22 protein-coding genes are annotated in these 25,343 nt (G+C 37.8%); 6 read left to right on the top strand and 16 right to left on the bottom strand.

Going from position 1 to position 25,343, the window contains the following annotated elements; translation table 11 throughout:
- The first annotated feature begins 1 nt into the window (after nt 1).
- From pta to glyS, 4 genes are all read left to right on the top strand, one after another.
- Complete coding sequence (gene pta, locus ACZBKJ_RS07875; RefSeq protein ID WP_463200462.1) at nt 2-1,501, top strand: phosphate acetyltransferase; 1,500 nt, start codon at nt 2-4, stop codon at nt 1,499-1,501.
- A 250-nt stretch (nt 1,502-1,751) separates the two neighbouring features.
- Nucleotides 1,752-2,003: a PspC domain-containing protein gene (locus ACZBKJ_RS07870; protein ID WP_463200460.1), complete on the top strand. Its 252-nt coding sequence runs from the start codon at nt 1,752-1,754 to the stop codon at nt 2,001-2,003.
- 154 nt (nt 2,004-2,157) lie between these two features.
- Nucleotides 2,158-3,096, top strand: a complete 939-nt coding sequence (gene glyQ / locus ACZBKJ_RS07865) for a glycine--tRNA ligase subunit alpha (RefSeq protein ID WP_463200459.1) — start codon at nt 2,158-2,160, stop codon at nt 3,094-3,096.
- Between the two features lie 106 nt (nt 3,097-3,202).
- On the top strand, nt 3,203-5,257 hold the full coding sequence (gene glyS, locus ACZBKJ_RS07860; RefSeq protein WP_463200458.1) for a glycine--tRNA ligase subunit beta: 2,055 nt from the start codon (nt 3,203-3,205) through the stop codon (nt 5,255-5,257).
- A 47-nt stretch (nt 5,258-5,304) separates the two neighbouring features.
- On the opposite strand, the gene ACZBKJ_RS07855 is transcribed toward glyS, so the two are convergent.
- Nucleotides 5,305-5,748 carry a hypothetical protein gene (locus ACZBKJ_RS07855; RefSeq protein WP_463200457.1) on the bottom strand — a complete coding sequence of 148 codons (444 nt, stop codon included), beginning with the start codon at nt 5,746-5,748 and terminating at the stop codon, nt 5,305-5,307.
- A 16-nt stretch (nt 5,749-5,764) separates the two neighbouring features.
- Nucleotides 5,765-6,628, bottom strand: a complete 864-nt coding sequence (locus ACZBKJ_RS07850; RefSeq protein WP_463200455.1) for a DUF3025 domain-containing protein — start codon at nt 6,626-6,628, stop codon at nt 5,765-5,767.
- A 512-nt stretch (nt 6,629-7,140) separates the two neighbouring features.
- Here ACZBKJ_RS07850 and rpoN point away from each other — a divergent pair.
- Complete coding sequence (gene rpoN, locus ACZBKJ_RS07845; protein ID WP_463200453.1) at nt 7,141-8,745, top strand: RNA polymerase factor sigma-54; 1,605 nt, start codon at nt 7,141-7,143, stop codon at nt 8,743-8,745.
- A 13-nt stretch (nt 8,746-8,758) separates the two neighbouring features.
- Here rpoN and ACZBKJ_RS07840 read toward each other — a convergent pair whose 3' ends face one another.
- The 12 genes from ACZBKJ_RS07840 to ACZBKJ_RS07785 all read right to left on the bottom strand — a co-directional run bounded on the left by ACZBKJ_RS07840 (nt 8,759) and on the right by ACZBKJ_RS07785 (nt 21,011).
- A complete protein-coding gene (locus ACZBKJ_RS07840; RefSeq protein ID WP_463200452.1) occupies nt 8,759-9,457 on the bottom strand; it encodes a metallophosphoesterase family protein in 699 nt (232 codons plus the stop codon).
- 9 nt (nt 9,458-9,466) lie between these two features.
- Nucleotides 9,467-10,615: a tRNA epoxyqueuosine(34) reductase QueG gene (queG, locus tag ACZBKJ_RS07835; RefSeq protein WP_463200451.1), complete on the bottom strand. Its 1,149-nt coding sequence runs from the start codon at nt 10,613-10,615 to the stop codon at nt 9,467-9,469.
- A gap of 74 nt (nt 10,616-10,689) precedes the next feature.
- Nucleotides 10,690-11,157: a DUF4124 domain-containing protein gene (locus ACZBKJ_RS07830; protein WP_463200450.1), complete on the bottom strand. Its 468-nt coding sequence runs from the start codon at nt 11,155-11,157 to the stop codon at nt 10,690-10,692.
- A 258-nt stretch (nt 11,158-11,415) separates the two neighbouring features.
- Nucleotides 11,416-13,752: a primosomal protein N' gene (locus ACZBKJ_RS07825; RefSeq protein ID WP_463200449.1), complete on the bottom strand. Its 2,337-nt coding sequence runs from the start codon at nt 13,750-13,752 to the stop codon at nt 11,416-11,418.
- 127 nt (nt 13,753-13,879) lie between these two features.
- Complete coding sequence (locus ACZBKJ_RS07820; RefSeq protein WP_463200448.1) at nt 13,880-14,269, bottom strand: RidA family protein; 390 nt, start codon at nt 14,267-14,269, stop codon at nt 13,880-13,882.
- Between the two features lie 22 nt (nt 14,270-14,291).
- A complete protein-coding gene (locus tag ACZBKJ_RS07815; protein WP_463200447.1) occupies nt 14,292-16,484 on the bottom strand; it encodes a RelA/SpoT family protein in 2,193 nt (730 codons plus the stop codon).
- A gap of 160 nt (nt 16,485-16,644) precedes the next feature.
- Entirely contained in the window at nt 16,645-16,914 is a 270-nt protein-coding gene (gene rpoZ, locus ACZBKJ_RS07810; protein WP_463200446.1) for a DNA-directed RNA polymerase subunit omega, read from the bottom strand.
- Between the two features lie 85 nt (nt 16,915-16,999).
- Nucleotides 17,000-17,620, bottom strand: coding sequence for a guanylate kinase (gmk, locus tag ACZBKJ_RS07805; protein ID WP_463200444.1), 621 nt, complete (start codon nt 17,618-17,620; stop codon nt 17,000-17,002).
- Between the two features lie 64 nt (nt 17,621-17,684).
- Entirely contained in the window at nt 17,685-18,380 is a 696-nt protein-coding gene (locus tag ACZBKJ_RS07800) for a TetR family transcriptional regulator (RefSeq protein WP_463200443.1), read from the bottom strand.
- Nucleotides 18,381-18,577: 197 nt separating this feature from the next.
- Nucleotides 18,578-19,894: a lipid-A-disaccharide synthase gene (gene lpxB / locus ACZBKJ_RS07795; protein WP_463200442.1), complete on the bottom strand. Its 1,317-nt coding sequence runs from the start codon at nt 19,892-19,894 to the stop codon at nt 18,578-18,580.
- A gap of 40 nt (nt 19,895-19,934) precedes the next feature.
- On the bottom strand, nt 19,935-20,258 hold the full coding sequence (gene fdxA, locus ACZBKJ_RS07790; protein WP_463200441.1) for a ferredoxin FdxA: 324 nt from the start codon (nt 20,256-20,258) through the stop codon (nt 19,935-19,937).
- Nucleotides 20,259-20,537: 279 nt separating this feature from the next.
- Complete coding sequence (locus tag ACZBKJ_RS07785) at nt 20,538-21,011, bottom strand: hypothetical protein (RefSeq protein WP_463200440.1); 474 nt, start codon at nt 21,009-21,011, stop codon at nt 20,538-20,540.
- Nucleotides 21,012-21,236: 225 nt separating this feature from the next.
- Here ACZBKJ_RS07785 and recJ point away from each other — a divergent pair, with 225 nt between their 5' ends.
- Nucleotides 21,237-23,162 carry a single-stranded-DNA-specific exonuclease RecJ gene (gene recJ / locus ACZBKJ_RS07780; RefSeq protein ID WP_463200439.1) on the top strand — a complete coding sequence of 642 codons (1,926 nt, stop codon included), beginning with the start codon at nt 21,237-21,239 and terminating at the stop codon, nt 23,160-23,162.
- Nucleotides 23,163-23,239: 77 nt separating this feature from the next.
- On the opposite strand, the gene ACZBKJ_RS07775 is transcribed toward recJ, so the two are convergent.
- Nucleotides 23,240-24,703: a GTPase/DUF3482 domain-containing protein gene (locus ACZBKJ_RS07775; protein WP_463200438.1), complete on the bottom strand. Its 1,464-nt coding sequence runs from the start codon at nt 24,701-24,703 to the stop codon at nt 23,240-23,242.
- A complete protein-coding gene (gene rsmD, locus ACZBKJ_RS07770; protein WP_463200437.1) occupies nt 24,660-25,277 on the bottom strand; it encodes a 16S rRNA (guanine(966)-N(2))-methyltransferase RsmD in 618 nt (205 codons plus the stop codon). The genes ACZBKJ_RS07775 and rsmD overlap by 44 nt, the downstream gene beginning before the upstream one ends.
- Between the last annotated feature and the right edge of the window lie 66 nt (nt 25,278-25,343).

The raw sequence follows: 25,343 nt of genomic DNA, 5'->3' as shown, positions 1-25,343 counted from the left end.
CATGAAAACTTTATTATTAATTCCTACCACTCCAAAAATTGCTCTAGGCGCGGTTGCTAAAAATTTAAGCAATGAAATTGACGCAAGTTTGCTAAATCCTTTTGCAGGTCATGGCGATGAACAGCTTCGCCAAGCAATTAGTAATGGTCAACTTGATGAGCTTTTAGAGCGAATTGTGGCTAATCAGGTCGATGATTTAACGGTGGTGCGTGGCGTTGTCGCAACTGACAAAACTCCTTATGCAAGTCATGTTAATAAAGCGTTGGCAAACGCATTGGATGCCGATGTTATTTTTGTGACAGATAACATTGATGATTTGGCGGTGTATGCAGCTGAATTTGGTGGAGCAAAAGGCGAGCGCGTTTTTGGAGTGATTGTTTCTTGTGCATCCGCCGAAAACTGCCCAGTTCCTGCACCATTTACTGAGATTGCCAGCACTACCGAAGACGGTGATTTGCGTCACGTCAATAAAGAAGTGCTAAGCGCTTATTTATCAAATTCTAGACAGAAAAAATTATCGCCTTTTGCATTTCGTAATCAAGTTGTTAAAACTGCCCAATCTGCCAAAAAACGTATTGTATTGCCTGAAGGTAATGAACCACGTACAGTAGAAGCAGCAGCCATTTGTCAAAGTCGTGGCATTGCTCAATGCGTGCTGCTTGGCAATAAAGAAGAGATTATTCAAGTTGCCAAAAATCGTGGTGTAACTTTGCCTGAAAGCATTGAAATTATTGAACCTGCAAGCATTGCTGATCAGTATGTGACGCCAATGGTTGAGCGTCGTAAAGGCAAAATTGATGAAGAAGGTGCTAAAAAAGCCCTAACTGATACGGTTGTATTGGGAACTATGATGCTGCATATGGGCGATGTAGATGGTTTGGTATCGGGTGCGGTACATACAACCGCTGATACTATTCGTCCAGCATTTCAGTTGATTAAGACCGCTCCAGAATATTCTTTGGTGTCTAGTGTATTCTTTATGCTACTTCCTGAACAAGTGGTTGTTTATGGCGACTGTGCGGTCAATCCAAACCCAACCGCAGAACAGCTTGCTGAAATTGCCATTCAGTCTGCTCACAGTGCTAAAGCATTTGGTATTGATCCAAAAGTTGCTATGATTAGCTACTCAACTATGAATTCAGGCTCTGGTGAAGATGTAGAAACAGTAAAAAATGCTGTTGCACTGATTCGCGAAAAAGCGCCTGAGCTTAAGGTTGATGGACCTCTTCAGTTTGATGCGGCAAGTGTACCAAGCGTCGGTAAACAAAAGGCTCCAAATTCATCAGTGGCAGGTGAAGCCAATGTATTTATTTTCCCTGATTTAAATACAGGCAATACAACCTACAAAGCAGTTCAACGTAATGCGGGCGTTATTAGCGTAGGACCTATGCTTCAAGGTTTAAATAAACCTGTTAATGACTTGTCTCGAGGCTGTTTGGTGGACGACATTGTTTATACCATTGCCTTGACTGCAATTCAGGCAATTAACGATAATGCTTAAACTCTTAATAGTTTGCTAAATGGTTGATTTGCAATGAGCCAGTATGATTCTGGCTCATTTTTGTAACTTTTGTAAAAATACAATCAATACCGCAAACAATACTTAAAAATGCTTAAAACTTTTTACCCAATTATAACAAATTACTGGCGAAAATTTCTTGAACTTTGACACACAATCGGCACATAATAAGTCGAATCAATTTAATATCTATTATTAAATCAGCAATTAGCTGATGGCACGGGGGTTTATCATGGCAAGATTGGCTAAATTACATCGCTCAAGAAACAATCGTTTGGTTGCAGGCGTGCTTGGCGGTATTGCAGAGTATGTTGGCTGGTCACCAACCAATGTGCGAATCTTATTTTGGGTAATTATTATTTTAAGTGCGTTTGTTACCTTGCCAATGGCAATGGTAGCTTATGGAATTATGTGGGTGCTGATGCCAGATGCGACGCAAAATTCTTATATTAATTGCCAAAATACTGGACGGTTAGAAAATTGATGCTGTGCTGTTCTACTTGTTTGGCGGTCAGATAAATTTAACCACATTGACCAGTTGTAAAGCCACTTTCTAGCATTGTGGCTTTTTTGCATTGAGGTTTTAAGTTTTGCGGTGGTTTATGATAGAATAACCAAAAATTTTTGGGTATTCATTTATGACAGCAAAAACTTTAACATTTCAAGAAATAATCTTAATCCTACAAAACTATTGGGCAAATCGTGGCTGTGTGATTTTACAGCCTTATGATATGGAAGTTGGAGCGGGAACCTTTCACACCGCAACTTTTTTAAGAGCTTTAACACCAGAAAAATGGAATGCTGCTTATGTTCAGCCATCTCGCCGACCTACTGACGGGCGTTATGGTGAAAACCCAAATCGCTTACAACATTATTATCAATTTCAAGTAGTACTAAAACCCAATCCACCCGATATTCAAGAGCTTTATTTGGGCTCATTGCAAGCCTTGGGTATTGATACATTGACTCACGATGTACGTTTTGTCGAAGACAACTGGGAATCACCAACATTGGGAGCTTGGGGGCTTGGCTGGGAGGTGTGGCTAAATGGCATGGAAGTTACTCAGTTTACCTATTTTCAGCAAGTTGGTGGCATTGAATGTTTTCCTGTAACAGGCGAGATTACCTATGGACTTGAGCGTTTGGCGATGTACATTCAAGGCGTGAATAGCGTGTATGATTTGGTGTGGGCAGATGGTGAATTTGGTAAGATAACTTATGGGGATGTATTTCATCAAAATGAAGTAGAGCAATCAACTTATAATTTTGAACACGCCAACGTTGCCAAATTATTTGAATTGTTTGATTTTTATGAAAGTGAAGCCGATAAATTGGTTGGGGTAAATTTGCCATTACCAGCTTATGAAATGGTACTAAAAGCCAGTCATACTTTTAATTTATTGGACGCACGTGGGGCGATTAGTGTAACTGAACGCCAAAGATTTATTTTAAGGGTACGTACTCTTGCGCGTAAAGTTGCTGAAAGTTATGTCAAAGCTCGGGCAAGACTGGGTTTTCCGCTAGCAGATGATAAGCACAAACAAGAAGCACTAGAAAAATGGCTAGATAAACAATAGCGGGCGATTTCACATTTTAAGAATCTTAGAAGCATGATAAAACCTAATAAACTATTGCAAAATAATCTAGAAAAATGCCATGATTATTGTAAATAAAGAGTAAAAAATGACCACAATTCTATTTGAACTTGGCACAGAAGAGTTGCCACCAAAAAATCTAAAAACGTTGCGCGATGCTTTATTGCAAAATGTTAAAAATGCACTGGTAAATGCTGATATTACTTTTGACGAAATAAAAGCCTATGCTGCGCCACGCCGTTTGGCGGTGCAGATTTTTGCTGTAAGCGAAAAGCAGCCTGATAAAACTGAACAAAAAAGAGGACCTTCTGTTAAAGCGGCATTTGATGCAGATGGCAATTTAACCAAAGCAGGACAAGGTTTCGCTCAGGGTCTAGGTGTTGATAAAAATAAACTCATTACAATTCACACCGAAAAAGGCGACTATATTGGCTACGAAATACAGATTAGTGGTCAAAAAACAACCGATTTATTACCAGCAATTTTTCAAAAAGCCTTGGATGATTTACCAATCGCTAAACGTATGCGCTGGGGGGCAAGCAAGGAAGAGTTTGTACGCCCTGTCAAATGGGTAGTCTTGATGGCAAATAATCAAGTAATTGATACAATCATTCAAGGACATCAGACTTCAAATCAAAGCTGTGGACATCGTTATCACGCCCCAGAATTTTTTGACATACCTCATGCGAATGATTATGAAAAAATATTGTTAAATCATAAAGTTATCGCTGATTTTAATAAACGTAGACAAGATATCTTATCCCAAGTAGAGCAGCTAGCCAATAAAACCCAAGCGGTTGCTGTCATTCCTGATGAGCTTTTAGATGAGGTTACTGCGCTGGTGGATTTACCCATTGCACTGCTTGCCAGTTTTGATGAACGATTTTTGGCAGTGCCACAAGAAGCCTTAATCAGTACCATGCAATCTGACCAAAAATATTTTTGTTTAATAGATAACAATGGCAAATTAAAACCTAATTTTATATTTATCAGCAATATTGATAGCACTGATAAAAATCAGGTTATTTTAGGTAATGAAAAAGTGGTGCGCCCGCGCCTTGCCGATGCTGAATTTTTCTTTTTGCAAGACCAAAAACAGCCATTATTTGCGTTTTCTGATTCTTTGAAAAATCAGGTATTTCAGGATAAATTAGGTACAATTTGGGAAAAATCCGAACGCATTACTCAGTTGTCTGCCTTTATTGCTGCCAAAATTGGTGCTGATGCCAAAAAGGCAACCAGAGCAGGCTTACTATCAAAATGCGACCTTGCTAGCACTTTGGTAGGTGAGTTCCCAGAACTACAAGGCATTGCGGGCACTTATTACGCTAAAAAAGATGAAGCACCAGAAGTGGCCGAAGCTATCTTTGAGCAATATTTACCTAAATTTAGTGGCGATGCTTTGCCAAATACACCAATTGGTATAGCGCTAGCGTTAGCAGATAGATTAGATACATTGGTTGGAATTTTTGGAATTGGGCAAGCGCCAACAGGCTCAAAAGACCCCTTTAGTCTGCGCAGAAATAGCATTGGTGTACTAAGAATTTTAATTGAAAAACAGCTTTCACTAAATTTAGCAGAACTTGTTGAGCAGGCAGCCTTAGCATATGGCGATAAAATTTCATCAGACACCGTGCAAAATGTACTTGAATTTTTTGCTCAGCGTTATCGTGCTATGTACACAGAGCAAGGCGTAGCGGTAGATACCATTATCGCAGTGCAAGAAATTAATACAAATGTACCATTTGATTTTGATAGACGTGTGCGCGCAGTACAAGAATTTCGCCAGCTTTCTCAGGCAAAATCTTTGGCTGAAGCCAATAAACGTGTGGCTAATATCTTAGCAAAAGCTGATTTTTCCGCTCAAGCTGTTGATGTGCAGTTATTGCATGAACCTTCTGAAGTGGCGTTATACCAAGCAGTTGCAGCAGCGGCAGAAGCTACAAAGCCCATGCTGGATTTTGCTGATTATCAGGCATTATTGCTGACCTTGTCTCATTTGGATAAACCACTCAATGATTTTTTTGACTACGTAATGGTGAATGTTGATGATGTGAACTTGAAAAACAATCGTTTGGCATTACTAAGTCAAATCCGCATGCTGTTTTTAAGTGTGGCAGATATTGGATTATTGCAAGGCTAATTTAAAGCAGGGGCATTAAGCTGGCAACAGTTTGACCAGCTTTAAAATTACCAGCGAAAAAATGCCCCTGTAATCACAAAACCAATTGCCCAGATATTAACCAATAAAACATGAACACCCATGATTTTTAGGGTGTTTTTGTTATGAGTATTATTTTCTAGCTTTGCAACGACACCAAAACGAGCGCTCATGGCGGTTAAGATGGTTAAAACCAACCAAGTTAATTTGGCATGAATCAAAGCAGTTAAAGCGCCCATTGGCGACCACCATAGCGAAATTGGCAAAATATTATTTAACATATAAATGCCCGTTATTACCTGCACTGCCAAGGCTGTCATACCAAGTGGCTCATAGCTTTTTTCAAACGCTAAAAAACTGGCAACATCATTATTTTTAATAAAATTTGGCATTAATCGAATTAGTAGGTACAAATGTCCACCAACCCAAATTGTAGCGCCAAGTAAATGTAAAATAAGGGCTATTTTATGCATGATTTATCCTAGTTTGCTAGCTGTTTTTACGACCTTTGCGAAAAACAAATGAATCTTGATAAAAATCTGGATTTTGATTTTCTTTCCAAAAATAAGGTACGCCAAGTATTGGCAAAGGATTGAGCATTTGAGGGGTAACACCATCTTGTAAAAATTTATCCATTTGCCAACATAAACATTCATCAATAAACGCATATTTATCTTTTAATGATAGACCAAAAAATGTTGATGGTACATTGATAATAACGGTGTGGCTGCATAACGCTTTTCTGGGTGTAATTAGCTGTTCTAGTAGAGCGTGCCCAAAAATCATGATTTGAGCCTTGTCATTAGCTTTAGGATTGATGGGATTATGCCAATAAAAACGATTGTCCACCAAACAGTGCTGCCAGTCAAATTTTGCCAAAGAATCAGCAATCGCCTCGCCAATCATTTCATCGCTAACCACCAAAATTGCCCCATTTTCATCAAATACAGTGATGGTATCGCGAAGCCGATTTCGCTGGTTGTTTTGGGTAAAATTTTGACAATGTTTATGGTTTAATAAAGCTTTGGTTTTGGGAAAATAAGACCAAATGCACGCTCCAAACCAGTCATGTAGATTGTTGCGAGTGGGGATTTTGTGTTGATGAAAGATAAATTGTTCGTAGGATGTCCCGTGAGGGAGGTCATCTTGGCTGGTAAAAGTTAATTTTTTGTCTGTATTGTGTATAGATATATTTAGGGTTTGACGAGTAAAATACGCGTTTAACCAACCAGCTAGGTTTTTTGGTGGGTGATTTACTATTTGGGCATGTAGTGCTTGGTGGATATCTAAAAATGGTAAAAACCACATTGCTTTTTGGTCAATGCTGGCAAAGGATGAAATAAAATCTTGCATATAATCACTCTAATGATAGACATTTAGATTATATCACAGGATTGTTTTTTGGTATTGTCCATAAAAATCCATACTATTATCATGGATATAATGTGTCAGTACAGACAAAATGCGCCACTTATTTTGCATAAGGCAATTTTTTTGAGATTATGGTTTGATGGATTTTATGTTAATTTTATGTTAATTTTTTTAACTTTTATGTTAAAAGAAAAATAAAATAATTACAAAAATAACATTATAAAACAATTAGTTAATAGTAATTACTTAATAAATAATTGATGAAATACCAAAGAAATGACACAATATTTCTATATCATGGCATTAAAATTGTGTATATATTTAGAACGATTAATAAAAATTTGTCAGATTATAAAAAATCAACATTTTAATCATTTATCCATAAAAAATGCAAAAAATATACCAAAATATGAATAATGGTGAAATGTGATTTGGTTGTTTGGTTTGTTGGATTTATCTTGTTTTTTACTTGATATGGCGATTGGATTATTTTTATGAGTATGTCATTTGGATTGGGTGTTAATCTTAACACATCACAAAAGCTCACCCCGCAAATGCAACAGGCAATTCGCTTGCTTGCATTGTCGCATTTAGAGCTGGAACAAGAAATTCAGCTAAAATTGGATAATAATCCATTACTAGAAAGAATAGAAGAAGAGCCAGAGATGGTCAGCCTTGATACGCCAACTTTTGATGATTGGACGGATAATAATTGGCAAACCAAAGGTGAAAAACCAGATAACGATGGTTTTGGCGATGATAGTGAGGCTGACAGTTACGATAAATTATCTCAAAACCAGCTTGATGGCGAGGCAACCGATAATGACTGGGATAATGTTTATGCAAGTGATGTAGATTATGATGGTGATTTTAATGTGCGTGGACAAATTGATGAAGAAATTGATGGGTATGTGGGAGCGACCAAATCAACTATTCAAGACCATGTACGTTGGCAGATGAATTTTAAACATCTAACTCAAAATGAACAGATCATCGCTGAATATTTGATTGATGCAATGGATGGTTCTGGTTATATTCGCTTAAACATTGATGAATTGCACCAAAACTTAACTTTGATGGCATCTTTTTATCAATGGGAAAAAGAAATCACGCCTGCTCAAATTATGGCAGTATTAAAGAGCATTCAGGAGTGCTCACCAACAGGAGTGGGTGCAAGAAATTTGGCAGAATGTTTACGAATTCAACTAAATGAAAAAATTAGAGAAAATTTGGATTTGCCATTTGCTGATGAGGCTTATTTGGTGTTATCAGCAACAAGTTATTTGGAAAATAACAACATCAAAGCATTAATGCAAGCAACAGGATTGACTGTGGATGAAATTAAAGGCGCAATGAGCCTAATTCGCACACTTGACCCAGAGCCTGCAACAAGTTTTTATCAAGAAGATGACAACCAAGAACAAGCAGTTGATGTCCCGGATATTTTGGTGATTGCCTTAAATCATAAAAATGGCGTGTATCATAAAAAATCTTTAAAAGATACTCAAGATACCAGTGCATGGAAAGTGGTATTAAACCCTGACGTTCTACCTCAATTAAAAATCAATCAAGAATACGCCAGCCTAATCAAAAAAGGAGATGAAAGCCCAAGCAATTTATATCTAAAAGAGCATTTGACGGATGCCCGATTGTTTATTCGTAGCATTGAGGAACGCAATCAAAATTTATTAAAAGTGGCAACCTGTATTGTTCAGCGTCAGCAAGGGTTTTTTGAAGGTGGAGTACAAGCGATGATTCCAATGACTCTAAAAGACGTCGCTCAAGAAGTGGGGCTGCATGAATCCACAGTTTCACGTTTAACAACCAATAAAACCATGCTAACCCCACAAGGGCTTTTGCCATTAAAATATTTCTTTTCATCCAGCGTTGGTAGTGAAGAAGGCGATGTTTCTTCTACCGCTATCAGTGCTAAAATTCGTGAAATGATTGCCTGTGAAAACCCCAAAAAACCACTTTCTGACGCTAATATTACCAAAGCCTTAGAAGCTGAAGGTATCAGCATTTCAAGACGTACTGTAACCAAATATCGTGAATTGATGAATATTCCATCATCAACATTGCGCAAACAAAAAATTTAATTTTATCATTTGTCTATAAAAGTTGCAGTAAACTTTTTTTGGTGCTTAATTTTTTATTTGTTTGCCATACGACTAAATCATCACTATCATCAGGAATTTGCAGAGCGGTTAAAAATCCATCAGCATAAGCATAGGTGTCAATGCAAATAAGCCCTTGATGTTGATATACCCGCCCATCTTTTTGCGTGGTATGTCCGCACACAATGGTTTTACCTGAAATGTGTGGCGTATCATGATGGTGTAAAGGTCGCCAGCGCAGACCAATTTCGCCTTGTTGTTTTAAAGCAAGATTGGGTTTTGGGGTGGCGTGTGTAAAGATAAATTTATCTGTTTCAAAATATTGATGACGAGATTTTAACCATCTAATATAATGGTGAGGAATTTTCAATAATCCATGCAAATCATCAGTCAAACCAAATGACCAAAGCGTGTTATCACCACCATAACGTAGCCAAAAATCCAGCATATCAGGATTGGTAAAATCAAGGTAAGCGTCTAAAAGCATTTGTTCGTGATTGCCTAAAAGTGTAATTACTTGACAAATGGTTTCATAGGTCATAATTGTATCTAACACACCTTTGCTGTTTGTACCTCTATCAATCATATCGCCTAAAAAAATCAGTGTGTCAGATTTTTTAGGGTTGATAGTGTCTAAAAGAGCAATCAATTTGTCATTTGAACCATGAATATCGCCAAAAGCATAAATACTCATTTTTTCTCCTTATTCATCGGTATAAATTTCATGAATTGCCCAAAGAATGTGTTCATCCAATATGGCGTTTTGCCCAAGTTTAGTATTCAACAAAGCTACAACCTCTTGTTTTTCTTGTTGTCTTTTTGGCTTGCTATTGCCTAAAGCGATGGCGATATTGCGCATAAATCCAAAATATCCAGCACGACGAATGGGTGAACCTTCAGTAAAGCTTAAAAAATCACTTTCTTGCCACTGCCAGAGTTGATTTAGAGTAATATTATCTAAATGATGACGGGGAGCGTAATCGGCAACCAAACTGATTTTGGCGTATCGATTCCATGGACAAATCAGCTGACAATCGTCGCAGCCAAATACTCGATTGCCAATTGCTTTACGATATTTGATATCAATACTGCCTTTGTGTTCTATAGTTAAATAAGAAATACACGCCTTAGCATCAACAGTATAAGGGGCAATAATAGCTTTTGTAGGGCAAACATCGATGCATGCATTGCAAGAGCCACAATGACTAGAAACAGGCGTACTGGTGTTTTTTTCCACCAAATCTAAACTGATAAACAATTCACCCAAATTAAAAAAAGAACCTGCTTGACGATTGATAAGTAAGGTATGTTTACCCGTCCAACCTAGACCGCACGCGTCAGCTAAAGGGCGTTCAAAGATGGGGGCTGAATCACTAAATGGGCGAAAGATAAAATCATCTTCAGCGCCCACCCCCAAGCCTTGCCAGCTTGGTAATTCATTTTGAATTAAATGAGCTAGAGCTTTTAGTTTTTGCCGCATCGTTTTATGGTAATCGCGACCTCGGGCGTAACGAGCGATGATAGCATGGTTGGGTTTTTGGTTATCACTAATGGTTCTGGGCTTTGGAAGTTCGTGCAAATAATCCATGCGAACACTGATGATGGTTTTTGCACCTGCAACTAAAAGACTAGGATTGGCACGCAAATGATGATTTTCTTCTAAAAATTTTAATTCACCATGTAAATTTTGTGATAAGCGTGCTTGTAAATGGGTAGTGGATTTGGCAAATAAATCATGGTGCACGGATAAAAAACCACAATCACTAAAACCTAAAGATAATGCTTGAGTTTTTATCCATGCTTTTATTAAGGCTTTTGGACAGGCTGTTTCAATTTGTTTTGCTGTAGTCATGTCAAAATTGTCTATTTTAACAAAACTTATGCTAAAAAGCATAATAATTTAAAACAGCCATACCTATTTTTAGACTATTTGCCGTTACAACTTTGATTGATTGCATCTAGTGTTCTTTGACGACGAGAACTGATTTCTTGATCATTTAGATACACACGTTCACCTTTTGCATTGGTTTCATAAACACGTCCGCCTGTGCTTAAATTAGCAAGGTTGGCACGCATATTTTGACAGTGTCTTGCCATTTCGTTGGCTTGTTGCTCTTTGACTTGTTTTTCAAGTTCAGCAATTCTTTGACTGTCAGCAGCTGTTGGCGCTGGTGCAGTTGCATCAGGGAGCTGGGCTTGTTGTCCTGCATCAGAAGTGCGTCCATCACTGCGCATTTCTAAAGTTTCGTATTTGCCATTTTTGGGTTGAATTTGCGAGTACAAGACTTCGCCTTTTTTACCAACACTTTTATAAACAGTGGTGGTCGCACCATTGGCAGCAGAAAATAAAGTACCCAAACACACAATACCGACTGTTAATAAAGGGAATTTCATCAAATTTTCCTTCCAAAATGAAGTTTTTACCTTTGTTAGGTCAAACTTTTGATTATTTTTTACATAAAGTTTTTTATATTATCGCAGCAAATACAAATAAAAGACAAGACCGATTAGGCATATAAAACTTGGATTTATCGCTTTTATGGGTCAGTAGATTAAAAATCAATCAAATTAACCAACATTTATTTGGGCGTTGTCTGCAAAATAAATTTTTGATTGGTTAGTCTGCATAACTGGCTGACTAATTTGATTTATTTACCAGCCTATCGGGTCAATATCTATAGTTAGTTTAACATTTTTTGATGTAGGCAAATAAGGCATTTGATACCAATATTGTGACAGTATTTCATGTAAGTAGCGACGATTTTTAGCCAAAATTAAAAGCTGTATGTAGTAGCGGTTGTTCTTTTTGGTAACCGCGGCAGGTATTGGTGCAAGTACCATAAGTTCATCATTTTGAGGTAATGTATTTTTTGCACCCATAATTGCAGCATTGGCAAGTTCTCTTTTGGTACTACTTGCACAAATTATGGCTGCGTGGCAAAAAGGGGGAAGGGGCAACTGTTTTCTCTCAATAAGTAAATCGTGAGCAAATTTATGATAACCCTGTTTGATTAAATCTAGCAATAATGGGTTATTTGGCTGATAGGTTTGAACTAAAACTCTGCCAGCTAAATCGGCGCGTCCTGCTCGTCCTGCTACCTGTAAAATCAGTTGAGCGGTGTGTTCTGGCGAACGAAAATTAGGTGATAAAAAACCTTGGTCGGCATTAGCAACCACCACCAGTGTAACTTGATGAAAATGATGACCTTTAGCAATCATTTGCGTGCCAATGAGTATCATTGGGTCGCCTGTATTGATTTTTTTACCTAATTCGTACCATGAACTTTTTCGGCTCATGGTGTCCTTATCTATTTGTATGATGGGGTAAATGGTGTCAGTGGCTTGTGGATTGGCAAATAAAGCGTGCAATTCCTCATATAACTGGGTTGTGCCTTGCCCCAAATCAGCAAGATTTTTACTTTGGCAATCGGGACAGATTTTTGGGGTGATGATTTGATAACCGCAATGATGACATTTGAGATAATCATACAAATAACTTGAATTGATATGCGCAGGTTTTTTTAGGTGGTTTTTGTGCAAGGTTAGATGACTGCTACAATTTGGACAATTGGCTTGCCAGCCACACGCTTGACACAGTAAAATGGGTGCAAAACCACGACGATTTAAAAAAATCAGCACTTGTTGCCCTTTTTTTAGTGTTTGACGAATCAAATCAATGGTTTTTATCGCAAAATGACTGTGATGAAATTCTCCAAGTACATTGGTATAATCCATCACACCACGACGCATATCAATCAGCTCAAGTGTTGGCGGTTTAGCATTGCCAGCTCGCTGGGTTAGTTTAAGCTCAGTAAGTTTGCCATCTTGTACAAGTTTAATGCTTTCTAGACTGGGAGTGGCTGTTCCTAAAACTACAGGAATTTTTTTGATATATCCCAAGTAAAGAGCAGCATCGCAGGCGTGATAGCGCAAATGGTCTTGTTGTTTAAAAGACGCGTCATGTGCTTCATCAATAATAATTAATCCAAGATTGGCAAATGGATAAAATAAACTTGACCGTGTGGCGATAATGATTTGAGCTTGACCATTTTGGCAATCTATCCAGCCATCAAGTCGCTGTTTATCATTTAATTTTGAATGTAAAACCACAATATTGGCACAAAACCGCTCGGAAAAACGTACTTGACTTTGGGGAGTTAAGCCAATTTCTGGTACTAAAATTAGGGCTTGCTTTCCCATTTTAAGTGTTTTATCAATGACTTGTAAATAAACTTCCGTTTTGCCAGAACCTGTGATGCCATCCAACAAAAACCCTTGGTATTGATGATTATCCAAAGCTTTATGAATAGCATTTACGGCAATTTGTTGTTCTGAATTGAGTTCTAAGGCAGGCTGATTAAGTTTTGGCGGATTGATTTTTACATCGGTTAAAATATCCTCAACAATCAAACCAGCATTTTGAAATAAAGTTAAATTTCGTGTGCTTACACCAAGATTTTTTAGACGTTGTTTATCACTATTTGGATGGTTTTTAATGATTAAAAAGTCTGACCATTGTTTTTTAGCGGTTTTTTTGATTTTTTTTTGTACAAAGTTGTCATCACTAGCTTCTGCGCTGATGTGCCAAATTTTGGTTGTTTTTTCTATAGATTCGCCTTGCAATAATAAGGTTGGTAGCATGACTGCCAATGTTTCGCCCAGTGGATAATGATAATAACTGGCAAGCCATTTGGCAAAATCTAACTGTGTTTTATTAAAAATTGGTTTTTTATCAATAATTTGTAAAATATTTTTTAATTTTTGACTGTCAATATCACTCTTGTCTTTATCAACATAACCCAAAATCATACCAATTAAGGTCTGACGTCCAAAAGGCACTTGTACACGCCGACCAATCAAAGTGTCTGTTGAGGTATTTTTGATATTTGCAAGACAGTTTTGAGGACATAAATAATCAAACAGCGTATAAAGTGGTGTAGGTAGGGCAATTTGCAAAAGTTGATTTTCTGGGTCAAACATAGTTGTCATAATGCATACTTTTTTAGTTTTTATTATTATAAACAATAAATCACAAAATAAAGAATAAAAAAACGCCAACTAAGTATTTACTTAAATTTGGCGTTAATTTGACTGACAGGAGTTTTTTTAATAACAATTATTCAATGTATAAAATGGCTTCAATCTCTACCAAAGCACCTTTAGGCAAGGCAGAAACTTCCAATGCAGCGCGGGCAGGGTAAGGGGCAACAAGACGACTTTCAAAAATTTTATTGAGTTCATCAAAGTCGCTTAAATTTGCCAAAGATACATTGAATTTAACAACATCACTTAAACTGCCGCCAGCAGCTTTTGCAATTTGTTCAATATTATCAAATACTTGAACTGCTTGTGCATAAAAACCGTCTTTTAGAGTCATGGTGTTAGGGTCCAGTCCAATTTGTCCTGAGATATAGACGGTTTTTCCTGTGTTTGATACTTTAACAGCTTGAGAATAGGTGCCAACAGCAGCAGGGGCATTGGGGGTGTGTATGATTTCTTTAGTCATAAAAATCCTTAAAAATAATCAGTTATTGATATAAACGCATGATGTTAGGATAGCCTAAAATTTGGCGTAGTTTTTCAATAGCTTGGGATAAATGAGTTCTTGAGCGTACAATCACTTGTAGGGTGGTTGTGCCCATTTTACCTTTAATGGCTTTTTCATCTGCTTTAACCGATGTGCTTTCAATGCCAACATTCATCGCTTTTAATTCATAAATAACCTGACTGATTTGTTCTTCATTTAATAAAGCAAAAATTCGTAAAGTCGCTGAAAAGTGCAATTGTTGCGATTTATGGTCAATATTGACGTCTTTTTTCCAATTCATCTGAATGATTTGGTAAGGGTTATCAGCACGAATGGCTTCAAGTGAATAACATTTATGACGATGAATAACTAAGCCTTGACGGGCGGATAAATGACCAACGATGCTATCGCCATAAATAGGGTTGCAGCATCGACCAAAAGTAACTTCCACGCCTTTGACGCCCGCAATCAAATGACGCGATTGAGTGATTTCATTGCCATCGGCAATATCGACCTCTTCACTAAACAATCGTGATACTACAAGCTGCGGTAATAACGAACCTGTGGCAATTTGCATAAATAATTCGTCTTGGGTTGCCACGCCACGCCACGCCAAAATATCATTCCAGTCATTTTGATTTAAACTATCAATGGTTTTATCGTAATTTTTTAAGGCGCGCATAAGAGCTTCTTTGCCATAATGAACTTTTTGGTCGTCTGGCAGATGTTTTAAAAATTTTAAAATTTCATTGCGCGCTTTGTTGGTGGCAATAAAACCAAGCCAATCAGCTTTTGGTGTGGCGTTTTTATCAGTTTGGATGTTCACGCTGTCGCCATCAGCAAGCACCAACCCAAGCTTGCCATGTTCGCCATTAATGTCTGCGCCAACAGCAATATTGCCTACCATGGGACCTACAGCATAGGCAAAATCTAAAGCAGTCGAACCACGTGGTAATTCATAGGCTCGACCTTGAGGACTGTAACAAACAATTTTACGTTCATGCAAATAGTTCATTAGTTCATCAATGACTGCCAAGGATACATCATCATTATCACTTTCACCACGCGCGTTTAACAGCTCTTGCATATTTCTAAGGCTGGCTTGCACGACAGATTGGCTAATATCACCTTTATCACGACTGATAACGCCAAGACGTGATGCGTCTTTCATGCGTTTGGTCAGCAACAGAACTTTGATATAATTATAGTTTTCCTCATAAATTAGACTTAAAGATTGATTGCCACCTGCCAAGGGTTTTCGGATATGATCTTGAATGTTGCGGTCAGCGATTTGGTATTTTTGCACTAAATAAAATGCCAATTTGTCACAAGCACCAATATCATCAAGCACCACTTCAAAATCGTATTGACGAATAAGACGGTTAATTTCACCACGATTTTTAAAAAATTGCCGGTACATGGAAGTGCGGTTATCCAAAACTTGGACGTGACCCGACAGACCAAGTTGGGTAAGTAAATCTTGCAGATAGGTGCTGATACTGATTTTTTGAAAATTTCGCCCCAAGCCATGTTGTAGTAATTTATCATTAAATTTGGTGTACATGACAGGGTTTAAATTGCGGTAACATAAAAGTTCAATATAATCTGCAATGTCATTTAGACCCATGATGCGTGCAAAAGGGATGTAGAAATCCAGCGTTTCTTGGGCAGTGGATTTTTGTTTTTCCTCGCGTACAGCGTCAAGCGTAGACATATTGTGTAAACGGTCAGCAAGTTTAATGATTAGCACGCGCGGGTCAATGATGGTTGCCGCCAAAATTTTATGAAAAGTTGCTGCTTTGCTTTGCTGTTTGCTCATACTAGAAGATTTTAGTTTGGTAACACCATCGACCAGTCTTGCAACCACCTCGCCGAATTCATCTTTAACTATCTCACCTGTAACTTCCGTATCTTCAACCGTGTCGTGTAAGATGGCAGCAATGATGGTATCTCTATCCAAACCAAAACCTGCTAAAATTTCAGCTACAGCAAAAGGGTGGGTAATGTAAGGTTCGCCTGATTTGCGTTTGTCTTTAAGGTGGGCGATGTCGCCAAAATGACAAGCGCGAACAATGTCTTTTTTTTCATCTTCAGCTAGATAATTGACAGCGTGCATCAAACTGGCTTTTGCCTCATCAACCAAAGGGTGGCTCATGGTACTTGGAATATCGTGCGGGCGGTAATTGGCTAGCATGGCAATCTCACGGTCAAAAGAGATAATAAATCAATTTTTATCAAAAAAGTCAATGGTTTTTAAAAAGTGTTACAATTTCTAAGAGTGATTTTTAACCATAAAAAAAAGCCATACTACAACAAGTACAACTTTTTTATTTGGATTTGTCAGTAAATAACGGTTAGAAACCGTGATTGCCCATCAAAATCATCTCAAAACTAGGTGGCTCTCTTTTGATAAAATTTTCATCAGGTTCATCTAAAATTGCACGCGTTACACTGCCTTCAGCAATTTCGCGTAGGGCAAGTACTGTTGGTTTGTCGTTTTCTGGGGCAACCGTTGGTTCAACGCGACCCAAAGCAAGTTGGCGCGCACGACGACTGGCAACCAAAATCAACTCAAAACGGTTATCTACATTTTTTAGGCAATCTTCAATTGTGACACGAGCCATGATACACTCTTAAACTAACAAATTAATAATCTTTCATTATAGCATATTTTTTATTTGCTATAAAGTTTTTGATAAAACTAAATAATCAACTGAGTAAATCGCTGATTAACTGTTGATTTTTGGCGCTTTGTTTAGTAACTTGTAATCGGTAGGTGCAGACGATGGACTGCAGTTCATTTAAAGCTTGATTAAAATCATCATTAATGACGATGTAGTCAAAATTGACGTATTCTTGCATCTCTCGAACTGCGCCTGCCAAACGTTCTTCGATGACTTTTAGGGTGTCTTGAGCTCGGTTGGATAGGCGGCTGCGTAAGGCTTCACGGTTGGGTGGTAAAATAAAAATTAATACAGCATCTTTCAACTGTCTTTTTACTTGTAAAGCGCCTTGCCAATCAATTTCTAAAATTACATCAACACCTGCATTAAGCAAATCATTGACGACAGTTTTGCTTGTACCATAATAATTACCAAAAACTTCAGCGTGTTCTAAGAATTCAGCTTCACCAACCAAACGCATAAATTCTTCTTTGTTTGTAAAGTAGTAATGTTCACCATCAACCTCGCCACGTCTAGGCTCTCGGGTGGTGTGTGAAACACTAACAACTAGATTTTTGGTGGTCGCTAAAAGTTCTTTAACCAATGATGTTTTGCCTGTGCCTGATGCGGCGGAAATAATAAACAAAGTTCCTACTGCAACACTCATAGATTGCCCTTACCTTAAAAGTTAAATAAAGCAAATAACCACTTTTAAAGTGGCTATTTTTTAATCAATCTAACACGGTTTTTTCGCCAGATTTCCAATTATAAGCACCATATAGAGTCATTTGCATTTGACGGGTGCAATTGTGCAACATTGCTTTTTTATCGGCTTCTAGTTTTTCGTTAGCATTAGCGTCGGTTAAAGTTGGCATATACGTTAAATCTAGCCAATCAATAATCCATGAAAAACTTAAATTTACACCAATTTCAGCAAGTAAATAGCGGTCTTCATCATTGATGTGGCTAAAACCAGGTTGTAAAGCAAGGTCGGCACTCATGACCTTAGCAAACGTTCTAAGTTGCTCAGCAATGGCAAGTCGTACCGCTTTGGAGCCGCCAAAACGTTCGCTGGCGATAAACTGCCAATAACGAGGTTGGGCATCCACCGCTTTAAAGAACAATTGCACGCTTTTAGCGATTTGGTTGTCATGTGTGCGTTTGCGCCCAAATTGCATATGTTCACGTAAAGTGGCTAAAGCTTCGCCTAGTTCATCTTCAACCAAAGATTTACCAAGCTCCTCCATGTCTTCAAAGTGACGATAAAAAGCGGTTGGTACAACACCGACTTGACGGGTAACTTGACGTAAACTAATAGAGCTGTAAGACTGACCCGCTATACATAAATCAAGAATGGCATTATAAAACGCTTGTCGGGTTTGACGTTTTTTTTGTTCGCGACTCACCTTGGTTTCGGTATTTACCATAAATAGCAACCTTTAAAATAACTTATAGTTTTATATACAAAAAATTTCCCGTTAGGGAATGATGCCCATGTATATTGTTGAATTAATGAATAAAAATATCCAAAAAATTATTTGGATCATTGTTTATTTGTTGATAATTTTGCTAAAGCAACATTTGAAAATTGCTCACGAAATGCCGCCCATTATATCATAGTTGTTTACTCAAAAAAATACGTCAATACAACTTTAGCAGGATTAGCATGACTGTTTTGGCGAAGAAGGTCAGTGGTTATTTTTTGTTCATGAATTTGTGTTGATGGGTGCTTTAAAATATTGAGTGCGTGTTTACCGATATTTTCAGCATTGGCATCGTGCTGTAGTAGCTCTGGCACGATGGGTTTTCGGGTTTGATTAAATGATAAAATATTGGGCAGGCATACATAAGGAATCTTAACCAGGCGCTTGGCAAGTAAGTAAGTAAAGCGATTAACTTTATACACGACAATCATTGGGCGGTGTAATAGCAGTGCCTCTAACGTTGCCGTACCCGATGCTAAAATAACAAGAGAGCTTATATTCATGATTTCTTGGCTAACGCTTAGGTTCTGATAATTGGCGGCTGACGCATTTGCAGAAGATGAACAATCATCGATATCAAATTGAGATTTTTGGTTAAAAATAATGCAAATTTTAGCGGACAAAGCAGGCGCAGTTTCTTGGATGAATGACTCAATGAAGTCTTTATGTTCTTGACTGATAACAGGCAATAGATAACAGAAGTCGCCTTTATCATTAAGCCAAACCATGGTTTCTACCAGCAGTGGTAAAATCGTATGAATTTCAGAAAGTCGCGACCCTGGCATTAGGCAAATTTTTTGTTCATTTTGGGTAAAATGCAGCAGTTTAGGAAAATTTGGACTAAATTTTTGCAAAAATGTTTGAAATTTCTCCGTATCTGTTCGGGTATCTGGGCTTAATTTTGCAAGTAAGGGATGACCAACACAAACGGCAGGGTGTTGATGTTTTTGATAAACTGGAAGTTCAAAAGGAAATAGACAAAGCACCAAATCAGTCACTGCTTTGATATTAAAAATGCGATTTTCACGCCACGCCCAAATACTTGGGCTAACGTATTGCACACAAAAAACTGGTTTAATTAGGCTTTGGTTTTTTAAAGACTTACTGATTCGTAGATTAAAATCGGGTGCATCAATACCAACAAAAATATCAATGTTGTGTCTGCAAAACGCATCTAAAATCTCTTTGGTGGCAAGTAATAAATCTGGTAGGTGTTTAACAACTTCAACCAGTCCCATGACAGACAGTCTTTTTATGTCAAAAAGTGAAGTTAATCCCGCCTTTTTCATGGCGTCCCCGCCAACACCAACCCAGCGAACGTTGGGATGAAGTGCATTCATTTTAGCCATAAAATCACCGCCCAAAGCATCACCAGAGGCTTCACCTGCAACAATGCCAATAGTTAAAGGCTTATTTAATGACAAAGCTAAATTGTTAAAGACTAATTCGTCAGACACGAAGATGTATACCCAATTTATTTAAAAATTAATGCAGTAATTAACGCACTAAATATTGCAATTTACCTTGTACGCCATCCCATCTTTCATGTTCAGGTAAAGCATCTTTTTTCTCAGTAATATTGGGCCAAATAGCAGATAATTCTTCATTGATTTTAAGATATTCTTCTTGACCCGCTGGAATTTCGTCTTCAGAAAAAATTGCATTGGCAGGGCATTCAGGTTCACATAATGCGCAGTCAATACATTCATCAGGATTAATAACTAAAAAATTAGGACCTTCATAAAAACAGTCCACAGGACACACTTCAACACAGTCAGTATATTTACATAAAATGCAGTTATCAGTAACAACAAATGACATAGTAAAACCTTTTATAAAAATCAATTTTCAATTCATAACAAATTATTGCGTATTTTATCCTTTTTAAAGGATTTTCTCAAACTAAAGGCAATGTTTTTATAAATGATTGCATATAAAATCATTATAAAAATTGCAAAAAGATGTTATATATGATAATGCTTATTATTAATAATAATGATTGTTTCTTATTCTTATCAAAATAAGATTAAAAAACCCATCTGACTAAATAAAAATAGACAGATGGGTATGAATTGATATTTGTGTAAGGTGTACGATGGATTATTGAGCTGATTGCTGAGCTTTTTTAGCGATATCATAACAGGTATTAATATGCTCATCTGCGATTTTTTTAAATATGATATAACCAAGTGTTCCAGCAAAGATTTGACCGCCTAAAGGAATGTATTTGGCAATTTGTTTACCAATCAAACGCGTACCAAAACCTTTGACGGTTTTATTAACAACTCCACGTGTTGCAATCAGACCTCCGATAGCTGTAATGCGTTCCATAATATTTTTTTGGCGAGTTGCCTCATCAAAAGAATCGGGGTCTTTTAAACCAAAACGAGCATTAATTTTGGGAAAAAGTTGGGATAGCATCACAACATCAATAGCCACGTCTAAAAAGGGTAAAGGAATAATAGCAACACCTGCTGAAATTTTGGCGCGAGCCTTTACCATATCTTGGCATTCTTTGCGAACTTTATCTAAATCAAGATAAGGGCTAACATTATCAACAATGGGAGTGGACATAAGTGCTCCAATAAAATAAATGGGTGATTTTATTTAAAAATGGGGTCTAATTACAGGATTTAAAGTAAAAAAATGTAATGGTATAAAATAAACTAACATGAACCAAAAATTACCAGGTAGATAAATTATAAAAAACAGTAAATAAGTGAAAAAGAGGGGTAAATTTTTATTGAATAATTTATGCTACAATATCAAGAAAATTAACACAATTACAAAAGAGTAACTATGAGTAAAGATGAAATTCAAAACAGTGTTTTTACCAAATATCCTGACGTTTCCAATTATACCGATAGACAATCCGCTCAACAGCAGTCCACTCAAAAGTTTGCTAATGCTAGTTTGACCCATCTAACCAATACCCATCTAACCAGTCAAACTTGGGATTTTCGCCAAGTTATTGGGCAATTTACACCAAAAACCCTAACGCTATCACCACGTTTGTACTCACATATTTCAGATGAATTACAACAAACTTATGGTCAAACTTTATCCAGATTATTTGCCGCTCGTGGTGTACTGTCTGTTGATGATATGGATATGTCTATATCTGGACTTTTACCCGCAGGCGATTTATTAGATATTGATAAAGCAGTTTTGACAATTGATAAAGCGCTTGATGAGAAAAAACGTATTTTAATTGTTGGTGATTTTGATTGTGATGGCGCAACCTCAACTACATTAATGGTGCGCTGTTTGCGTGAAATGGGTGGTGATGTTGAATTTTTGGTGCCAGACCGTTTTAAATTTGGTTATGGATTGACTCCACAAATTGTAGAATACGGTGTGGAGATGTTTCGTCCAAATCTAATCATTACTGTGGATAACGGCATCTCCAGCCATGAAGGCGTGCAAAAGGCTCGTCAATTGGGTGTGGATGTGGTGATAACTGACCATCATTTAACCACCAAACCCAGCCCAGAGGCTGCTGCCGTTGTCAATCCTAATCAATTAGGCTGTACTTTTAAAAGCAAATCATTGGTTGGTGTGGGTGTGGCGTTTTATGTAATGGGACGGGTCGCCAAAGTCAGAAGACAGATGGGTAAATCCACCACAAAAGTAGCCAAATATTTGGATTTGGTGGCGCTGGGCACAATAGCTGATTTAGGTGTATTGGATAAAAACAACCGAATTTTGGTAACTCATGGCTTAGCACAAATTGCTAAAGCAGATTGTTGCTTTGGAATTTTAGCGCTGCTTGAGCAGGCAGGACGTGATTATCGTCAAGTAAATGCTGATGATTTTGGATTTGTAGTTGCGCCTCGAATTAATGCGGCAGGTCGCATGGATAATATGCGTACAGGTATAGAATGCTTGTTGGCTGATGATTATGAAACCGCCCATCATCTGGCGACAGAATTGGGGCGACTTAATTATTCTCGGCGCGCCATAGAATCTCAAATGCGAGATGAGGCTACTCATATTATTGAAACATTGCATTTAAGCGATGACAAAAATCCACCCAAAGCAATCAGTTTGTATCAAGATGGTTGGCATCAAGGAGTAATTGGTATTGTTGCTGGAAGAATTAAGGAGCAGCTTTATAGACCTGCCGTTGTATTTGCGCCTGCTGATAATGCCAAACTTGGTGATGATGATTTAATCAAAGGTTCAGCACGCTCCATTGCAGGCGTGCATATCCGCGATGTCATAGAAGCTGTAGCGATTGCTAATCCAGATTTGATTTTGCATTTTGGTGGGCATGCCATGGCGGCAGGCTTAACAATTTATAAGAAAAATTTTAATGCTTTTGGTCAGGCACTGCTAACTGCCATGCAAGAGTTTGATGATGAAGTATTTAATGAAGAGCGGTTTACTGATGGTCAATTAATCGCTAACGATTTTAGTTTGAGCTTTGTTCGTACTTTAAAAAATATCAGTGTTTGGGGCAATGGGTTTGCTCATCCTGCCTTTGATGGTGTATTTGAAGTGGTTAATTTTAGAATTTTAAAAGAAAAGCATCTAAAACTCACTTTAAATGCTCCCGGTGTACTTTACCCAATAGAAGCGATTTGGTTTAATTATGATGTTGATAATTGGGACTATCGAGCCAGTCAGGTACACATTTTGTTTACTCTTGAGATTAATCAATGGCAAAATAATGAATATGTGCAGTTGTTTATCAAAGACTTAGCGGTTTGTCAGATTAATTAAATCAGGCAATCACCGCTAAGTTTTTTATTTAACTTTAGGGGTTATGGTGGGTGTTATTTGTCATTCATGGTTTGTGCTTACGGGCAGGCATTGAGTTTTTCTAAATGCTCAGTAAGCAGCGGCATTAAACGTTCAACAAGCTCCTCACGTAAACTGGTTTTATCATCATAATGTGTGGTTAGACTGCAATAATGCGGATTGGCACGTGCTTTTTTGAGCGCTGATGGTAGTCTATCAGTTTGCCATGGCAAAGTAACATCGCGTTGTAGATGAATGACTTCAAGACTAGCATGACCACGATGACGCAGGGTATGGTGCAGGTTTTGTGATTGAGTGGCAAGTAGTGTTAAAGTTTCACTGCTGATGTTGATGGTTTTAACGTTCATCATTTTATCTTTGATGGTTAAGCTATTGGGTAAAATACCACCAATAACTCCACCAATTGCTGTTCCTAATCCTAGGCTCGCTCCTAAAGTTGCCACATCAATGCCCGCACCAATAATCATGCCAGCAACACCGCCACTGACTGCACGGATGCCATAACGCGCCAAAAGCTCTTGGTCAAAAATGTCTTGGTTATTGCCTTCAACAACCATTTCACCTTCATCAGTTGCCACATGATAAAATTTATAAAGCTCAAGCAGGCGTTCTTGCATAATATGAAACGCCTGACGTACAGCGGTTTGCATATTGGCAAGCACGGGTTTTGGGTCGTCGTGTTCATTGATTTTTATACTAAAACTGGCAACATTAACCAAAAAATCAGCAATCATTAAACTACCAATTTCTGACATATCATGCCAAACATAAGTGCGCTCATCGCGTAGAGCTTCAAAAACAGGAGCGGAGGTCAGTGTGCCTAGGTTATTCCACAAAGAAATTTCGGCATCAAAATCAAATGCGACAGTATCAAAGGCATTAATGATGTGCAAGGCACGCCGTGCTAACATTTCTTGCCACTCTGCCATATAAGGACTGCCTGATTTAATAAAATTAAAAACGGGTAAAACCGGGGTTCCTGAACTGGCTAAAATTGCCAATTCATCTTTATATTTTGCCAAAACTGGCTCACGCACATCAATTACATAGATGGCGATATCAACATCAAGTAAAGCAGAGATAACCTTGGCTTCTTGAGAAAAATCGTTTTCCAAAACTGGGTTTTGTTCTTTAACTGCCTGCAAAAAAGCATTTAATCGGTCTACGCCATCAAGCCGCCCATCGGTATATTCTTGTAAATAATCCATCACGCCTGTTGCGTCTTCAAGCCCGGGCGTGTCATATAGGCGAATTAAAGGGTTATCTTGTTCATCAGAGACGGTAACAACTTCAACATGACGAGTGGTAGCAGCAGCATTTTTGACTTCGCCAAAATCGCAATCACGAAGCAAAGTTCGCATTAATGATGTTTTGCCAGTGTTGGTATGGCCGATGATGGCGACACTGACAGGCTCACCAAACGTGTTATTGATAGAAGCTTTTTTTGACACGGCAAGACTATTTTTTGATAAAGCGAGCGTTGATTTTAATAATTCCTGCATACACTTGTCCAATTTTGGTGCGTTTTACAAAAGTAACGTCAATGCCTTGTACGCACAATTCCAAAGGCTTGTCGCTTTCTATATAAATCAGACTATCATTATGATACAGATGACTGTCAATGATACCGTTTAGTAGCGTTGCCCATAAATCCAACGAGTAGGGCGGGTCAAGAAAAATAACATCAAAAGGCGTATCCAGCGTTTTTAGGACTTCTTTGGCACAACCATGAATGAGTGTTAAGCTGTTTTGATGAATATTTAACAAATTGATACTTTTTGTTAATTCATCTATCTGCTTTATATTTTTCTCAATCATAGTAACACATTTTGCGCCTCTTGATAATGCCTCAAAACCCAAAACTCCGCTACCTGCACAAACATCAAGCACCAGTGCGTCATGAATATCCGCCAATAGCCAATTAAAAATAGTTTCGCGTAAACGGTCAGGAGTGGGACGTAACCCATCTGCTTCAATAAATGACACTAAGCGACGTTTGTATTGTCCGCCAATAATACGCACTTGACTGGGTTTTTGGCTATTTTTTTGGTGGTATTTGGTGTTTTTTTTGGTCATAAATGGTTTCTTGGTTAAATATTTATCAATTTTATCTGTCAATATTAAAACTGTGATAAAAATGTA

The sequence above is a fragment of the Moraxella sp. I5G genome (assembly GCF_055193055.1).
Note: the sequence above shows the minus strand (reverse complement) of the source record. Positions and strands in the feature narration are given on the sequence as shown.

Excerpts from the sequence above, each read along its gene's own strand:
- ACZBKJ_RS07815 (WP_463200447.1), bottom strand. The coding sequence starts at position 16,484 with ATGCTAGCCAATTACCGCCCGCACGATATTCCAAGTACCATGAGCCAC.
- recJ (WP_463200439.1), top strand. The coding sequence starts at position 21,237 with ATGAGTAAAGATGAAATTCAAAACAGTGTTTTTACCAAATATCCTGAC.
- queG (WP_463200451.1), bottom strand. The coding sequence starts at position 10,615 with ATGACTACAGCAAAACAAATTGAAACAGCCTGTCCAAAAGCCTTAATA.
- ACZBKJ_RS07800 (WP_463200443.1), bottom strand. The coding sequence starts at position 18,380 with ATGGTAAATACCGAAACCAAGGTGAGTCGCGAACAAAAAAAACGTCAA.
- ACZBKJ_RS07850 (WP_463200455.1), bottom strand. The coding sequence starts at position 6,628 with ATGCAAGATTTTATTTCATCCTTTGCCAGCATTGACCAAAAAGCAATG.
- rpoZ (WP_463200446.1), bottom strand. The coding sequence starts at position 16,914 with ATGGCTCGTGTCACAATTGAAGATTGCCTAAAAAATGTAGATAACCGT.
- ACZBKJ_RS07785 (WP_463200440.1), bottom strand. The coding sequence starts at position 21,011 with ATGTCCACTCCCATTGTTGATAATGTTAGCCCTTATCTTGATTTAGAT.
- ACZBKJ_RS07855 (WP_463200457.1), bottom strand. The coding sequence starts at position 5,748 with ATGCATAAAATAGCCCTTATTTTACATTTACTTGGCGCTACAATTTGG.
- glyQ (WP_463200459.1), top strand. The coding sequence starts at position 2,158 with ATGACAGCAAAAACTTTAACATTTCAAGAAATAATCTTAATCCTACAA.
- ACZBKJ_RS07840 (WP_463200452.1), bottom strand. The coding sequence starts at position 9,457 with ATGAGTATTTATGCTTTTGGCGATATTCATGGTTCAAATGACAAATTG.
- gmk (WP_463200444.1), bottom strand. The coding sequence starts at position 17,620 with ATGAGTGTTGCAGTAGGAACTTTGTTTATTATTTCCGCCGCATCAGGC.
- pta (WP_463200462.1), top strand. The coding sequence starts at position 2 with ATGAAAACTTTATTATTAATTCCTACCACTCCAAAAATTGCTCTAGGC.
- rsmD (WP_463200437.1), bottom strand. The coding sequence starts at position 25,277 with ATGACCAAAAAAAACACCAAATACCACCAAAAAAATAGCCAAAAACCC.
- ACZBKJ_RS07830 (WP_463200450.1), bottom strand. The coding sequence starts at position 11,157 with ATGAAATTCCCTTTATTAACAGTCGGTATTGTGTGTTTGGGTACTTTA.
- ACZBKJ_RS07825 (WP_463200449.1), bottom strand. The coding sequence starts at position 13,752 with ATGACAACTATGTTTGACCCAGAAAATCAACTTTTGCAAATTGCCCTA.
- ACZBKJ_RS07870 (WP_463200460.1), top strand. The coding sequence starts at position 1,752 with ATGGCAAGATTGGCTAAATTACATCGCTCAAGAAACAATCGTTTGGTT.
- ACZBKJ_RS07820 (WP_463200448.1), bottom strand. The coding sequence starts at position 14,269 with ATGACTAAAGAAATCATACACACCCCCAATGCCCCTGCTGCTGTTGGC.
- ACZBKJ_RS07775 (WP_463200438.1), bottom strand. The coding sequence starts at position 24,703 with ATGCAGGAATTATTAAAATCAACGCTCGCTTTATCAAAAAATAGTCTT.
- fdxA (WP_463200441.1), bottom strand. The coding sequence starts at position 20,258 with ATGTCATTTGTTGTTACTGATAACTGCATTTTATGTAAATATACTGAC.
- rpoN (WP_463200453.1), top strand. The coding sequence starts at position 7,141 with ATGAGTATGTCATTTGGATTGGGTGTTAATCTTAACACATCACAAAAG.
- glyS (WP_463200458.1), top strand. The coding sequence starts at position 3,203 with ATGACCACAATTCTATTTGAACTTGGCACAGAAGAGTTGCCACCAAAA.